The sequence below is a fragment of the Pantoea sp. SGAir0180 genome, from assembly GCF_043546245.1.
Genome location: NZ_CP028071.1, coordinates 3,103,722 through 3,118,667, shown reverse-complemented (window position 1 = coordinate 3,118,667; position 14,946 = coordinate 3,103,722). Strand labels below are relative to the sequence as shown.

At 56.2% G+C, this 14,946-nt stretch carries 12 protein-coding genes; 5 read left to right on the top strand and 7 right to left on the bottom strand.

Annotation, left to right across the window (positions count from 1 at the left end):
* Positions 1 to 67 precede the first annotated feature (67 nt).
* The 4 genes from urtA to atzF are packed head-to-tail and all read right to left on the bottom strand — an operon-like array spanning position 68 to position 7,494.
* Complete coding sequence (gene urtA / locus C1N58_RS14700; protein ID WP_033740212.1) at positions 68 to 1,336, bottom strand: urea ABC transporter substrate-binding protein; 1,269 nt, start codon at positions 1,334 to 1,336, stop codon at positions 68 to 70.
* 30 nt (positions 1,337 to 1,366) lie between these two features.
* Positions 1,367 to 2,068 (bottom strand): GntR family transcriptional regulator, encoded by a 702-nt coding sequence (locus C1N58_RS14695; protein WP_394564276.1) that lies wholly within the window; start codon positions 2,066 to 2,068, stop codon positions 1,367 to 1,369.
* Positions 2,069 to 2,077: 9 nt separating this feature from the next.
* Positions 2,078 to 5,695: an urea carboxylase gene (uca, locus tag C1N58_RS14690; RefSeq protein ID WP_394549915.1), complete on the bottom strand. Its 3,618-nt coding sequence runs from the start codon at positions 5,693 to 5,695 to the stop codon at positions 2,078 to 2,080.
* A gap of 2 nt (positions 5,696 to 5,697) precedes the next feature.
* Positions 5,698 to 7,494 (bottom strand): allophanate hydrolase, encoded by a 1,797-nt coding sequence (atzF, locus tag C1N58_RS14685; RefSeq protein WP_394564275.1) that lies wholly within the window; start codon positions 7,492 to 7,494, stop codon positions 5,698 to 5,700.
* 270 nt (positions 7,495 to 7,764) lie between these two features.
* On the opposite strand from atzF, the gene sltY reads away from it, so the two are divergent.
* Together sltY and trpR are read left to right on the top strand one after the other, a co-directional pair.
* Positions 7,765 to 9,684 (top strand): murein transglycosylase, encoded by a 1,920-nt coding sequence (gene sltY, locus C1N58_RS14680; RefSeq protein ID WP_394564274.1) that lies wholly within the window; start codon positions 7,765 to 7,767, stop codon positions 9,682 to 9,684.
* 45 nt (positions 9,685 to 9,729) lie between these two features.
* On the top strand, positions 9,730 to 10,077 hold the full coding sequence (trpR, locus tag C1N58_RS14675; protein WP_033740217.1) for a trp operon repressor: 348 nt from the start codon (positions 9,730 to 9,732) through the stop codon (positions 10,075 to 10,077).
* Here the strand turns inward: trpR and yjjX are convergent.
* The gene (yjjX, locus tag C1N58_RS14670; RefSeq protein WP_006117615.1) at positions 10,055 to 10,570 is read right to left on the bottom strand and encodes an inosine/xanthosine triphosphatase; all 516 of its coding nucleotides are present in this window, start codon (positions 10,568 to 10,570) and stop codon (positions 10,055 to 10,057) included. The genes trpR and yjjX overlap by 23 nt on opposite strands.
* 60 nt (positions 10,571 to 10,630) lie before the next feature.
* Between yjjX and gpmB the strand changes: the two genes are divergently transcribed.
* Complete coding sequence (gene gpmB / locus C1N58_RS14665; RefSeq protein ID WP_033740218.1) at positions 10,631 to 11,278, top strand: 2,3-diphosphoglycerate-dependent phosphoglycerate mutase GpmB; 648 nt, start codon at positions 10,631 to 10,633, stop codon at positions 11,276 to 11,278.
* A gap of 46 nt (positions 11,279 to 11,324) precedes the next feature.
* Here the strand turns inward: gpmB and robA are convergent, their stop codons facing one another.
* Positions 11,325 to 12,191, bottom strand: coding sequence for an MDR efflux pump AcrAB transcriptional activator RobA (gene robA, locus C1N58_RS14660; RefSeq protein ID WP_006117617.1), 867 nt, complete (start codon positions 12,189 to 12,191; stop codon positions 11,325 to 11,327).
* Positions 12,192 to 12,388: 197 nt separating this feature from the next.
* Between robA and creA the strand changes: the two genes are divergently transcribed.
* Positions 12,389 to 12,862, top strand: a complete 474-nt coding sequence (gene creA, locus C1N58_RS14655; RefSeq protein ID WP_006117619.1) for a protein CreA — start codon at positions 12,389 to 12,391, stop codon at positions 12,860 to 12,862.
* 38 nt (positions 12,863 to 12,900) lie between these two features.
* Here the strand turns inward: creA and arcA are convergent, their stop codons facing one another.
* Positions 12,901 to 13,617 carry a two-component system response regulator ArcA gene (gene arcA / locus C1N58_RS14650; protein ID WP_006117620.1) on the bottom strand — a complete coding sequence of 239 codons (717 nt, stop codon included), beginning with the start codon at positions 13,615 to 13,617 and terminating at the stop codon, positions 12,901 to 12,903.
* Between the two features lie 601 nt (positions 13,618 to 14,218).
* Between arcA and C1N58_RS14645 the strand changes: the two genes are divergently transcribed.
* Positions 14,219 to 14,923, top strand: a complete 705-nt coding sequence (locus C1N58_RS14645; protein WP_006117621.1) for a tRNA/rRNA methyltransferase — start codon at positions 14,219 to 14,221, stop codon at positions 14,921 to 14,923.
* Positions 14,924 to 14,946 lie beyond the last annotated feature (23 nt).

Here is a 14,946-nt window from a genome sequence, read left to right as displayed (position 1 = left end):
ATCAAAAGGGCGAGCATAGGATGTCCTGACGGCCGCCCTCACAGCCAGCGCGAGGGCGGTCTGAGTTTTACTGCGTCGTTTTCACGGGATGATCCGGTTTTTTATCATTGCCGGGAATATACGGGCTCCAGGGCTGGGCACGTACCGGTTTGTCCGTCTGCCAGACCACGTTAAACTGACCGTTTTCTTCAACTTCGCCAATCATCACGGGTTTGTGCAGATGGTGGTTGGTCTGATCCATCGTCAGGGTAAACCCGTCCGGGGCCTTAAAGGTCTGACCGGCCATGGCCGCACGCACTTTATCCACATTGGTCGTACCGGCTTTCTCGACGGCCTGCGCCCACATATGAATGCCTACGTAGGTGGCTTCCATCGGGTCATTGGTTACCACGGTGCTGGCATTCGGCAGATTGTGCGCTTTTGCATAAGCCCGATAGTCGGCAACAAATTTCGCGTTGGTCGGGTTATCTAAGGATTCAAAATAGTTCCAGGCTGCCAGCTGACCGACCAGCGGTTTAGTATCAATCCCACGAAGTTCCTCTTCACCCACCGAGAAGGCTACGACCGGGATATCGGTGGCTTTGATGCCCTGGTTAGCCAGTTCCTTGTAGAACGGTACGTTGGAATCGCCATTGATGGTGGAGACCACCGCGGTTTTGCCGCCAGCGGCGAACGTCTTGATATTAGAGACGATGGTCTGGTAATCGCTGTAGCCAAACGGGGTGTACACTTCCTCGATATCTTTATCCTGCACGCCTTTTGAATGCAGGAAGGCGCGTAAAATCTTGTTGGTGGTGCGGGGATAAACATAATCTGTTCCCAGCAGGAAGAAACGTTTGGCCCCGCCGCCATCCTGGCTCATCAGGTATTCCACCGCCGGAATCGCCTGCTGGTTTGGTGCTGCACCGGTATAAAAGACGTTCGGCGACATCTCTTCACCTTCGTACTGCACCGGATAGAAGAGCAGGCCATTCAGTTCTTCAAAGACCGGCAGCACGGATTTGCGCGATACCGAGGTCCAGCAACCAAACACCACAGCCACTTTGTCCTGGGTCAGCAGTTGCCGGGCTTTCTCGGCGAACAGCGGCCAGTTTGAGGCCGGATCCACCACTACGGGCTCCAGTTTTTTCCCCAGCACGCCGCCTTTGGCGTTAATTTCATCGATGGTCATCAGGGCGACATCTTTAAGTGGCGTTTCAGAAATGGCCATGGTGCCGGAAAGGGAGTGCATGATGCCTACTTTGATGGTGTCAGCCGCCTGAGCGCTCCAGGCGAACCCCATGCCCGCGACGGTAGCTGAGAGAGCAAAAGCTTTAAGCAATGAACGTCTTTTCATCGATGGTAAACCCCTAATGGTATGGATACGTTATTCAATGGGTTGAAGCCGGGCCTGCTGGAGCATGTGTAGCGTGATTTTTCTGACCTCCGCTTTACTGACGGCAATGTGCCCGGTCAGGATCTGGCGGGCGTCGCGGGTCTCTTGCAATAAAATGGCTCGCAAAATATGTGCGTGTTCGCGATAGGTCGCCGCGATACGATCTTCCCGGGTAAAATCAAGTCGCCGGATAATGCGGATTTTCTCTGTCAGCTCGGCATGGATCCGCGCCATTTCCGCATTGCCCGCAGCGGCGACCAGCGTCATATGAAACGCCTCATCATGCTGTGAAACCCGTTTGCCATCTTCTACCTGCGCGGCTTCGCACCAGAACTGATACAGCTCGCGTAGTCGGTCGGCGCATTGGGTCGGCGGCAACGCACACAGGCGCGTGACCGCCTCGCACTCCAGGACGGTACGCAAATCGTACAGCTCTTCGAAGTAGGCAAAATCAAAGGCTTTCACCTGCCAGCCGCTGCGAAACCACACGTCGACATAGCCTTCACTCTCCAGCCAGAACAGGGCCTGGCGAACCGGAGTGCGGCTGACCGCCATGCGCTCTGCAATCTCACTTTCGCTGAAGCGGTCGCCGGGCATCAGGCGGAACTCAAAAATGTCGTTTTTCAGTGCCTGGTAAACCCGTTCTGCCAGTGCTTCCGGGCGGGCTTTGCTTCGTGTTGATCGGGTCGTCATCGGCGCTCCTTATTCCAGCCAAAGCAGCGTGTCGCCAGGGCTGACAGGGCGGCCGGCCTGACAGGCCACGCGTTTCACCCGACCCGCGCAGGGAGCCGTAATGGCCAGTTCCATTTTCATTGCCTCAACAATCACCAGCGTTTGTCCGGCGCTCACCGTCTCGCCCGCCTGCACCAGCACTTTCCAGATGTTGCCGTTCATATCTGCCTGTACAGCCTGCGCGCTGTTATCCTCAGCGGGCGCGTCTGACTCGGCCTCAGTGGAAGCGGGGGCTTCCGGCTCCTCCTGCGACCAGAGCCGAACCTCCTGCTCAAATGCCGCGGCCTGGCGCTGGCGAAACGCCGCAATGTCGTCGGCGTTCGCCGCCAGAAACGCCTGGTGAGCGGCAAAATCGAATTCAGTTTCTTCGATACGCAGCGCAGCACGGCCCTCGCGGAAATCATCACGAAGTTGCGCCAGTTCCTCTTCGCTCACCGGATAGAAGCGCACCTGATCGAAGAAGCGCAGGAGCCAGGGCTCACCGGCACCGAACTGCGGGTTTTTCAGGAAGGTGTTCCAGATGGGTAACGTACGGCCGACCAGCTGGTAACCGCCGGGAGAGTCCATGCCGTAAATGCACATGTACATGCCGCCGATGCCGACGGTGCCCTCTGCGGTAAAGGTACGGGCCGGACTGTACTTGGAGCTGAGCAGGCGATGGCGAGGATCAATCGGCACCGCGCAGGGTGCACCCAGATAAACATCGCCCAGGCCCAAAATCAGGTAGCTGGCATTGAACAGCGTATCGCGAACCTGTTCACGATCGGATAATCCATTGATACGTTGAATAAAATCGACGTTATTGGGTAGCCAGGGCGCGCTGGCGCGCACGGTTTCTTTATAACGTTCGACGGCACCGAGCGTAGCGCTGTCTTCAAACGCCATCGGCATCCAGACAATGCGAGAGGGCACTTTCAGCGTGCTGACATCACCGAGCATGGCTTCCCGGGCCAGCAGCTCGGACATTAACTGGGACTGCGACAGGGTAAGGCTGTCATAGCGAATTTGCAGTGAACGCACGCCGGGGGAGAGCTCTTCGATGCCGTCAACCGGTCGCTCACGCAGCGACGCCATCAGCAGATGAACACGGAGGCGGAGCGCCAGATCCAGCACGTTGTCGCCATATTCGATCAGAATGTATTTATCGCCGGCCTGACGATATACCGCCTGCGGTGTGGTGTCGGTGGCGGCAACGGCGGCGAGCAAGGTAGCGGAGCCAAAGCGGTTGTCAGCCAGCGACGGTACGTCAAACGTCTGCGCCGTGTGCGGACGCAACGTGGCGATGACCTGCAACCGGGCATTTTCCAGCGCGACGGCTTCTTCGACGCTGATGGGATGGAAGCGAATTTTATCGCCCGGTTTGACCTGGCCGACCTTCCACAGTTCGGCTTTGGCTATCGTCACCGGGCAGACAAAGCCGCCGAGGCTGGGACCGTCGTGGGTCAGGATGACCGGAAAGTCACCGGTGAAGTTGATCGCGCCAATCGCGTATTCACAGTCGTGCACGTTAGACGGATGCAGGCCCGCTTCACCGCCGTTAGCGCGCGTCCAGGTCGGTTTAGGCCCGACCAGACGTACACCAAGGCGGTTGGAGTTGTAGTGAACCTGCCAGTCGCTGGCAAAGAATTCATCGATGGCGGCCTGGGTGAAAAAGTCAGGTGCGCCGTGCGGTCCGTACAGGACACCAATGTGCCATTCGCTGGTGTACGTTGGGATCAGCGCCGGGCTGAGTGCCTGCGGAGCGCTGACCGGCGCGGGCGTGGTGCAGGCTGCCAGTGACGGTTGTGAGACTGGCAGCATATCGGCAACCCGAAGCGTGCGACCGGCGTGCCCGCCAAACTGGCCCAGAGAAAAGGTGGAACGACTGCCAAGGTATTCCGGGACATCAAAGCCGTTACGGATAGCCAGATAACAGCGGCAACCGCGCTGGGCGCGACCCAGTGTCAGCGTTTGGCCAGCATTGACCGTTATCGGCTGCCAGTTGCTGACAGGGATGCCATCCAGCGTGGCACCGCAGTCTGCCCCTGTGAGAGCAAGGGTCGCCGCGCAATGAAAGCGCAGCGTTGGGCCCTGCAGGGTAAATTCCAGCCCGGCCGCCGACTCGTGATTTCCGACGATGCGGTTGGCAAGGCGGAAGGCATAATCATCCATCGGCCCTGACGGCGGTACGCCGATATTCCAGTAACCCAGCCGGCCCGGCACGTCCTGGATGGAGCTGAACGTGCCCGCCTGCAGCACTTCGACCACGGCTGCCGCGGGCGTAAAGCTGTCCAGAAAACGTGTCCAGACCTTGCCGCTACGGAACGCCTCGGTGGCCACGACCTGCCGCAGATAATCAAGATTGGTGGCGATACCGTGCAGTTGTGTGGCGTTCAGTGCGCATTGCAGTTTTTCCAGCGCCGCCTCTCGCGTGTCCGCATGGACGATGAGCTTGGCGATCATCGGATCGTAATAGCTGGAAACCTCGCTGCCGGTCGTCACCCAACTGTCCACACGGACATCGTCAGGAAAACTGACATGCGTGAGCACGCCGGGGCTGGGCTGGAAGTTTTTTAACGGATCTTCGGCGTACAAACGGACTTCAATCGACGCGCCCTGCGGTGCCTGCTGCAGGCGCGGCCAGTCGATCGCTTCGTCAGCGGCGACGCGCAACATGCATTCCACCAGGTCGAGGCCGGTGACGCATTCGGTGACCGGATGCTCAACCTGCAGGCGGGTATTCACTTCCAGGAAATAGAAGGCGTCCTGCTGTGCATCATAAATGTATTCCACGGTCCCCGCGCTGCGGTAATTGACTACCTCACCCAGCCGAACGGCTGAGGCAAGCAACGCCGCGCGCGTGGCCGCGGGCAGGCAGGGCGCGGGGGTTTCCTCCACCACTTTCTGGTTGCGGCGTTGCAGCGAACAGTCGCGCTCACCCAGCGCCACCACGGTGCCCTTGCCATCACCGAAGATCTGCACTTCCACGTGGCGGGCATGATCGATACAGCGTTCGAGGAAAACGCCTGCGTCACTAAAGAATTGTTCGCCCAGTCGACGGACGCTCTCCCAGGCATTGCGCAGTGCCCCGGCGTCGGCACAGCGCGTCAGCCCAATGCCTCCGCCGCCTGCCGTGCTTTTTAACATCACCGGATAACCGATGGATTCGGCTGCGCTGAGGGCGTCATCAAGTGTGTTGAGCAGCGGCGTGCCTGGCGTCATCGGTACTCCGGCCTGCGCGGCTAACTCACGGGCGCGATGTTTCAGCCCAAACTCACCAATTTGCGCAGCCGTGGGACCGACAAACACGATACCGGCCTCTTCACAGGCGGCAGCAAAGGGCAGACTTTCTGACAGAAAACCATAGCCGGGCCAGACCGCCTGGGCGCCCGTTTCCTGCGCCGCCGCCAGAATTTTGTCGATGCGCAGATAGCTGTCACTGGCTTTGCCGCCGCCCAGACCCACGGCGATATCCGCCTCTTTCACATGCTGTGCGTTGCGGTCGGCATCGGAAAACACGGCCACGCTTTTAATGCCCAGACGTTTCAGCGTGCGGATGGCGCGACAGGCAATTTCACCCCGGTTAGCAATCAGGACTGTGCTGAACATAATTAGTTACTCCCAGGCGAGGCAAGCCAGTTACGCCAGCCGCCAAATTCAGTGATTTCCAGCGCGCCGGTTAGCGCGGCACCTTCACAAATAAAGCCTTTCACCACACGTCCATCGGCAAGCGTCAGATTGCCAATGCCCAGTGGGGCAGGGATTTCCGCCACAAACTCACCGAAGCGCGCCAGCGGGATATCCCAGAGTTCAACGGTAATGGCCGCCCCCTGTTCTGTGCGCATCAGGCCGGGTTTCTTAATCGGACCCTCTAATAAGGCAAACAGACGATACTGGCTGGCGGTCTGCGTCTCTTCCACCAGAACGGCCTGGCGCGTGGTGAGCTGGAAATTAAGGGGCATCCCGGTCAGGTGTGCGCCGACGACGGCCACCCGAACATGATCGTGGGATGGAGGAAGCGCCATCGGGGAGGGCGGCAGTGGCAGGCCGGTTGCGCCGAGAGGCAGGGCCAGAGCCTGCTGCCAGCGCAGGCCAAACTGCGCCAGCGCGCGGTCATGCCAGGCGGGAGCGATGAGCGTAATGCCCGCCGGCAGGTCGTCGTTTCTGAACGGGGCGGGCAGGGCCATTGCAGCAAGATCGGCCAGATTAGTGAAGTTGGTATAAGTGCCAAAATGCGCGTTATACAGCACCGGCTCCTGCTGCATTTCGTCCAGCGTGTAAATGGTGGGCGAGGTGGGCACCACCAGCGCATCAAACGAGGCCAGAACCTGCTGAATGTGCCGGGCCAGTTCGGCACGCTGATATTCGGCCTGCCAGGCATCTACGGCGCTGTACTTCAGGCCATTCGCCACAATGCCGTGGACCACCGGATCCATGTTCTCTGGCTGGTTAAGCATCTCGCCTACGGTGACGGTGCGCTCGGCGACCCACGGACCCTGATAAAGCTGCTCGGCGAGCTGGCGGAAAGGGGTAAAGTCAATGGGATGCAACGTCGCGCCGGTCGCCTTCAGTGCGCTGAGCGCGGCATCCCAGGCGGCTTCGGCGGCGGTATCATCGTAAAATTCCGGTGTAGCCGGAATGGCGAAATCAGGACGGGCTTTCATGCCTGCTGGGGCCGTACGGGGATTCACGCGCGAATAGGCGTCTTTCTCGTCGTAGCCACCGGCCAGGCTGGCCACGGTAAAGGCGTCTTCAACCGTCAGCGCAAACACCGAAATCGTATCGTTCAGGCGACAGGCCGGGACCACACCACGGGCAGAGAACCAGCCCTTTGTCGGTTTCAGGCCGACAATATTGTTAAACCCTGCCGGCACCCGACCTGACCCGGCGGTGTCAGTGCCGAGTGAGAAACCCACCAGGCCACGGGCCAGTACCGAGGCTGATCCGGAACTGGATCCGCCACTGACAAAATCCGGATCGAAGGTATTACACACCGCGCCATAAGGTGACCTTGTGCCCACCAGGCCGGTTGCAAACTGATCAAGGTTGGTTTTGCCGATGACCACCGCACCTGCTGCTTTCAGGCGCGCCACCACAAAGGCATCCTCTTCAGCGGTGTAGCTAAACGCCGGGCAGGCGGCGGTGGTCGGCCAGCCTGCGACATCAATATTGTCTTTGACCGCGAACGGCACACCGAACAAAGGAAGCGCGTCGGGATCCTGCTGATAGCGTGCCAGAAGCGGCGTGATTTGTGCTTCGAGTTGCGCCGGACTGGCAAGACAGATCCAGGCATTATCACTGGGTTCCTGTTCCGCCAGGTGGGTTGCCAGCAACGTGTGAAGCTGCTGTGGGTGCAGCCGGGCGCGTTGCTGCCATTCGCTAAGGGTCAAGCCAGATGTTGAAGCCATGCAATAAATTCCAACTGGTATACAAGATGGCATTCAACAAAGCAAAGGCTGTGCCAGATTTTTAACTTGATGAATCAAAGAGATAAAGCGGCATGCCATAAGTTTATGTGATGATAAAATGCACAACGGTAGCGCAGAACGTGTGATATCGCGGTGCGCCACGCCTGCGCAAAGGTAAATTTTGTGAAGAACATGGCAAGAGTGGCTTCCCCTGGTTAGCATGAATAACGTCTGGCACCCTGCCAGGGCCCAGCAACAGAGGAGATTTACGTGGAGAAATGGCGTAACGGGATGATAGGGATCTGCCTGGTGAGCATGGCCGGCAGCGCATGGGCTGATTCGCTTGATCAACAACGGCAACGATATCAACAGATTAAACAGGCGTGGGACAGTAACCAGATGGCGACAGTCGATCAACTGTTACCGACGCTGCAGGATTATCCGCTTTATCCCTACTTAGAATACCGTTTGCTGGCGCAGGATCTCGATCAGGAAACCAGCCTGGCGGTGCAGAACTTCATTCAAAAGTACCCCACCTTGCCCCCGGCACGGTCGCTGAAAACACGGTTTGTGAACGTGCTGGCCCATCGTCAGGACTGGCAAGGCGTACTGAATTTCAGCCCGGATGAACCGACGCCGGTGCAGGCGCGCTGCAACTGGTATTATGCAAAATGGTCTACCGGTCAGCAGCAGGCGGCCTTTGCGGGCGCAAAAGCGATTTGGCTGCGCGGCACCGCCTTGCCGAATGACTGTGACAAGCTGTTTTCAGTCTGGCAGGCCTCAGGGCAGCTCTCGCCTATTACGGTGCTGGAGCGCATTCGTCTGGCGATGAAAGCGGGCAATGACAGCCTGGTCAGCTATCTGGCGAAGATGCTGCCCGCTGATTATAAGACGATGTCGGATGCCTTACTGACGCTGCAGAAAGATCCCCAGTCCGTAACGACTTTTGCCAACGGCGTTGGCGCCACCGACTTTACGCGCCAGGCCACTATCTTTGCCTTCGCCCGTGTGGCGCGTGCCGATATGGAAAATGCCCGCAGCATGATTCCCGAACTGGTCCGGGCGCAAAAAATGGGGCCGGAGGATGAACAGGCGCTGAAGGAGATTGTGGTCTGGCGCATGATGGGCAGCGATCTGACTTCTGAGCAAGCGCGCTGGCGCGATGCGGTGGTGATGAACAGCGAATCAACTGCCTTGCTGGAGCGGCGCGTCCGCCTGGCGCTGAGTGAAAATGACCGTCGTGGCCTGAATACCTGGATTGCCCGTCTGCCGGTAGAAGCGAAAGAGAAAGACGAATGGCAATACTGGCAGGCCGATCTGCTCTATTCCAAAGATCGCAAAGAAGAAGCCGATGAGATTCTGCGCAAACTGATGACGTCACGCGGCTTTTACCCGATGGTGGCTGCACAGCGTCTGGGCGTGAATTATCCTCTGCAGGTAGATGCCGCACCGAAACCCGACAGCGCCACGATACAGGGGCCCGAGCTGGCCCGGGTACGCGAGCTGATGTACTGGGGGCTGGATAATCTGGCGCGAAGCGAATGGGCCAACCTGATTAACAGCAAAACCCATGTCCAGCAGCAGATGCTGGCGCGTTACGCAAGCGAGCAGGACTGGTGGGATCTCAGCGTACAGGCCACCATCACCGCAAAAATGTGGGACAGCCTGAAAGAACGTTTCCCGCTGGCATGGCAGGATCTTTATAAGCAGAACACACAGGGGAAAACCATTCCGCAGAGCTATGCGATGGCGATTTCCCGTCAGGAAAGTGCGTGGAACCCGAAAGCGCGTTCCCCGGTCGGTGCGAGTGGCCTGATGCAAATTATGCCCGCCACCGCCACGCATACCGTGAAGATGTTTAGCATTCCTGGCTATGTGAATCCGTCTCAGCTGTTCGATCCGCAAACCAATATCCAGATTGGCACGCAGTATCTGGATTATGTCTATCAGCAGTTTGATAAGAACCGGATCTTCGCCTCGGCGGCCTACAACGCCGGGCCCGGTCGCGTACGGACCTGGCAAAACAGCACCGCGGGCAATCTGAGTGCCGTCGCCTTCATCGAAACCATTCCGTTTTCCGAAACGCGGGGTTACGTGAAGAATGTGCTGGCTTATGATGCCTACTATCGCTACTTCCTGGGCCAGCCTGACAAGATCCTGTCAGATGCTGAGTGGAATCGCCGTTACTAGCTGTGTTAAGCTTCCGTACTCTTTAGTGAGTACGGAAGCCCTCTCATGAACCAACCTGCTGTGCCACCCGAAACTGAACAGGCTGCGGAGTCGAACTGGCTACGTTTTGTTGATCTGATTCAGCAGGCGTTTGCCGACCAGCATGCGTTACCGCTCCTGCAACTCATGATGACGCCCGATGAGCGTGAAGCCTTTGGCACACGTCTGCGTATCATCGAATCGCTGCTGAACGGCGACATGAGCCAGCGTGAGTTGAAAAATGAGCTTGGCGTCGGCATCGCGACCATCACCCGGGGATCGAACAGCCTGAAAGAGGCGCCTCCCGCACTCAAGCGCTGGCTGGAGGCCCAACTGCGCCACCCGGAGTCGATTACGCGTAATAAGGATGTGTAAACGGGCAGAGCGCCAGAATTAACGCCTGATGATACACACTGGAGCGGCTGAGCAGACCATGGGTTAACGTGCCTATCGCACCGCCTTTGTGTTTAATGTTTTCTATGCCGGTCAGGCGCGCCATCTCGTCGCCCAGTTCACGGCCTTCACGTAAACCCGCCATCACGGGCGGCGGCAGCGTAAAGCTGGCTGAACGTGATTCACCCCGCTGCTTGTGGTTTTCCACCACTATCCAGGCAAACGCGCTCTCTTCTTCAATGCCTGCTTCAATCGCGACCCAAAAATCGGCTTCCGGGCGAACCTGACGGGCATTCATGACGCGCTGACGTGCGCCGGTGCGGGTTTCAAGGTTAGAGAGGGGCTGTGCTGCCACGCCGCTCTCGACCTCCACCCCTTCTGTATGGCAGGATCCCTCGCCGAAAACGTCGTTGAATGCCTGAGCAATCGCACGAATCTTCGCTGGATTGGTGGTAGCTGCGACGACATGGTACATAATTAATTGAACCCTCAGGTAATAAAGGCGATTTTGGTCGCAGTATAACGGAAACTACGCATGCTACAGGTCTATCTTGTTCGTCACGGTGAAACGGTATGGAATGCAGAACGCCGCATTCAAGGGCACTCCGACAGTCCGCTGACGGCAAAAGGCGAGCACCAGGCCCGTCAGGTCGGTGAACGGATTAAACACGCAGGTATCACCCATATCATTTCCAGCGACTTAGGACGTACCCGACGTACGGCAGAAATCATTGCCGATGCCTGCGGCTGCGATGTCACCTTTGACGCCCGCCTGCGCGAACTGAATATGGGCGTGCTGGAAAAACGCCTGCTGGACGAGTTGAGTGCGGAAGAAGAGGGCTGGCGCGCGTCGCTGGTTAACGGCACTGAGGGTGGCCGTATTCCGCAGGGCGAATCTATGACAGAACTGGCGCAGCGTATGCAGGATGCCCTGAATGCCTGCCTGGCGTTACCGGCTGGCAGCCGCCCCTTGATTGTCAGCCATGGTATGGCGCTGGGCGTGCTGGTGAGCACCATTCTGGGATTGCCTGCGTATGCGGAACGTCGTCTTCGTCTGCGTAACTGTTCGATTTCCCGCGTTGATCATCAACAAAGCGCCTGGCTGGCAGCGGGCTGGGTGGTCGAAACGGCGGGAGATATTTCGCATCTTGACGAGCCCGCGCTGGACGAACTTCAGCGGTAAGTTGACAGATCATGCCGTCATCGCGACGGCATAATCACAAACGCGATTAACGGCGAATCGGGATCAGATACTCGCACTTAATATCTGCTGGGGGTTCGGTCCGTTTCTTTCCGCCATGGGTAATAAAACGTTCAATATCCTGGCCCTGACGGCGAGTCAGTCCCAGTGTCGGCATGCAGGTGCCATACAGTAACAGGATAAATTCCTGCAAATCTACGCGGGGACCTGCATAGTTGAACTGCACATAGTCGCCTGCTTCCAGGCTGACGTTCTGCCCGGAGTGCATATTCGTTGCGCTGTCCACAGGCACCGCCGTGGTATACAGAATCTCCTGCTCATCATCCTTTTCATGACTGGCACGGACCTGGTGCAGACCGTAAAGCACTGGCGGCACCGTATCCGTTTCCAGCAGAAACTGCCGCCAGAAGTGGAGGCGCATTTCATCACGATATTTGGAAATTTGTTCCAGCGTGCAGGTGTAGCTCTGTGTCTGACCAAACAGTACGGTTTCCGGCAGCGTAACGAACTGGTGTTCCGGCAGCGTGTCATTGCCCAGGCGAATCGGTGGGCGAATGCCGAAGGAGTTCCAGTCAGATGAACGGCGATACCATGCAGGGGTTTGATTAAACTGCTTTTTAAAGGCACGCGTAAAGGTCTGCTGGGAATCGAACCGATACTGTAAGGCGATATCAAGAATCGGGCGACTGGTCAGGCGAAGCGCGACGGCGGCTTTAGAAAGACGCCGTGCCCGGATGTAAGCGCCGATGGCGTGCCCGGTGACATCTTTGAACATCCGTTGTAGATGCCATTTAGAATAACCTGCCTTAATGGAAACGTTATCCAGTGAAAGGGGTTGATCCAAATGGCTCTCCAGCCAGGCAAGCAAATCGCGAATGATACCGGCTTGGTCCATAAAACATCCTCATACTCTGGTGGCGCAGCTAAATGAAGTCGACGAATAATAGTACTTATAGCGTAAAGACGTGATCGGCTTTGATTGGGGTAGTTGTACTATTCACTAACGCGGGAGTTTATACCCTTTTTGCATTGGTTATTGTATCAATTGACAGTACATTACATGCTCATCTATTACATTTGCAATGGTAACTCATGACAATAACTCGTCTTGCGATCGCCACCTTCGCTGGTCTGCTATTTTCCAGTTCGCTGCTGGCCGAAGAGATCGGCTCGGTCGATACCGTATTTAAGATGTTTGGGCCGGACCACAAAATTGTGGTGGAAGCGTTCGATGATCCTGATGTTAAAAATGTAACCTGCTATATCAGTCGGGCGAAAACGGGCGGGATTAAGGGCGGACTGGGACTCGCAGAGGATACGTCTGACGCCGCTATTTCCTGTCAGCAAACCGGACCGGTTGAGTTAAGTGATAAGATCGCCAAAGGAAAAGCGCAGGGTGACGTTGTATTTCGCCAGCGTACTTCACTGATTTTCAAGAAGTTGCAGGTTGTTCGCTTCTTTGACAGCAAGCGCAATGCGCTGGTCTACCTGGCGTATTCGGATAAGGTGGTGGATGGTTCGCCGAAAAATGCGCTGAGTGCCGTGCCGATTATGCCCTGGCATTAACGCATAAAAACGCCCGAAAGGGCGTTTTTTTGAGGCCGTTACTCTTGCAGGTCACCGCAGAAACGATAGCCTTCACCGTGAATGGTAGCGATGATTTCTGGCGTATCCGGTGTGGATTCGAAATGTTTACGAATACGGCGGATGGTGACGTCAACGGTACGATCGTGAGGTTTCAGATCGCGTCCGGTCATTTTTTTCAGCAAATCAGCACGGGTCTGAATTTTGCCGGGATTTTCGCAGAAGTGCAGCATGGCGCGGAACTCACTGCGCGGCAGTTTGTACTGCTCACCGTTGGGATTGATCAATGAACGGCTGTTGATATCCAGTTCCCAGCCGTTGAACTTATAGCTCTCGACCTGACGACGCTCTTCATTAGGCAGCGGTAAGTTCATGGTGCGTAACAGCAGATTACGTGCACGAATAGTTAACTCACGCGGATTAAATGGCTTCGTGATGTAGTCGTCTGCGCCAATTTCCAGTCCAAGGATCTTATCAACTTCGTTATCGCGTCCTGTCAGGAACATTAATGCCACATTAGCTTGCTCACGCAGTTCACGCGCCAGTAACAGGCCGTTTTTGCCCGGCAGGTTGATGTCCATGATAACCAGGTTGACATCATTGTCGGTCAATACCTGATGCATTTCTGCACCATCGGTCGCTTCATACACGACATAACCTTCCGCCTCAAAAATACTTTTGAGGGTATTACGCGTGACCAGTTCGTCTTCAACGATGAGAATGTGCGGGGTCTGCATGTTTAGCTACCTAATTTTGCCAACTAAATTGAAAACAGGGCGTACAGCGGTTAGGTGCTCTCCAGTGCGGAGAACGGCAAGCTTTGCTGAACCGTTGTACGAAAGTCATTGTGATAAGCTTTTATCAAGGTCAACAACCGTGTTCGCTCAGCCAGCCGTAACGACAATTCCATGCCCTGCGGAATAATAAATTGAAACATATACTAACTGTCTTAACAGCAACCTAACAGCAATAACAACAACTGCTAAGCATAAAAACAACGCTTCGTTGACTTATATCAAATGCAATTGTAGCACGTTAACATTTCTGTGAAAAACATCCCGAAAAATTGACGCAGAAGGCGATTACACGTCATTTTTGTACCGACAGGCACAGCACAGCACAAAACGGGATGTTAGAAACTTACTATCACAGGGGGCTGAATTGAAAGGCTTTTATTTTGAAGTTTCTGATAATGTGCACTTTATGGTAAAAAAGGACGCAATGGCTTTTTTTAACGTGTTTTAACATGTATTTCAGGGTGTTAACCTCAAAGCTTATACCTCTTAATATCACGCTACATGTTACACTGCACCGTCTACATTTACTGATGGAATGATCATGCTTTTTCCTCTTATCCTCGTCTCGCCCGCCCGGCCGGAAAATATCGGCGCAGCGGCCCGTGCCATGAAAACCATGGGTTTTAGTGAACTGCGCATTGTCGCCAGCGATGCCTGGCAGGACCCGGCTGCACGCCGTGTGGCGCACGGCGCGGGGGACATCCTGGATAACGTGAAAACATTTGCTACGCTGGCTGATGCGCTGGCGGATATTGATTTTTCCGTCGCCACCACCGCGCGCAGTCGTGCCAGGTTCCGTTACTACGCCACGCCCCAGCAGGTTGAAGCCCGGTTGCTTGAAAAGCGGCAGTGGGTAAACAGCATGGCGCTGGTGTTTGGTCGCGAAGACAGTGGGCTGACCAACGAGGAACTGGATCAGGTTGACCTGCTCACCGGGATCCCTATGGCGCAGGACTATCCTTCATTAAATCTCGGGCAGGCGGTGATGGTGTACTGTTATCAGTTAGCGGCCCTTAACCAGGTCACAGCACCCGTTACGCCGCTTGCCGATGCGCAGCAATTGCATGCGTTGCGCCAGCGTCTGACGCAGCTACTCCAGCAACTGGATGTCAGCGACGACATCAAAATGTCAGACTGGATTAATCAGCGTATTGGTTTGCTGGAACAGCGCGACAGTGCAATGCTGCATCGCCTGTTACATGATGTGGAAAAAAAACTCGCAGAGAAATCCTCGGGGAATGCGTAACTATTTAGTGACAGATGTTAATT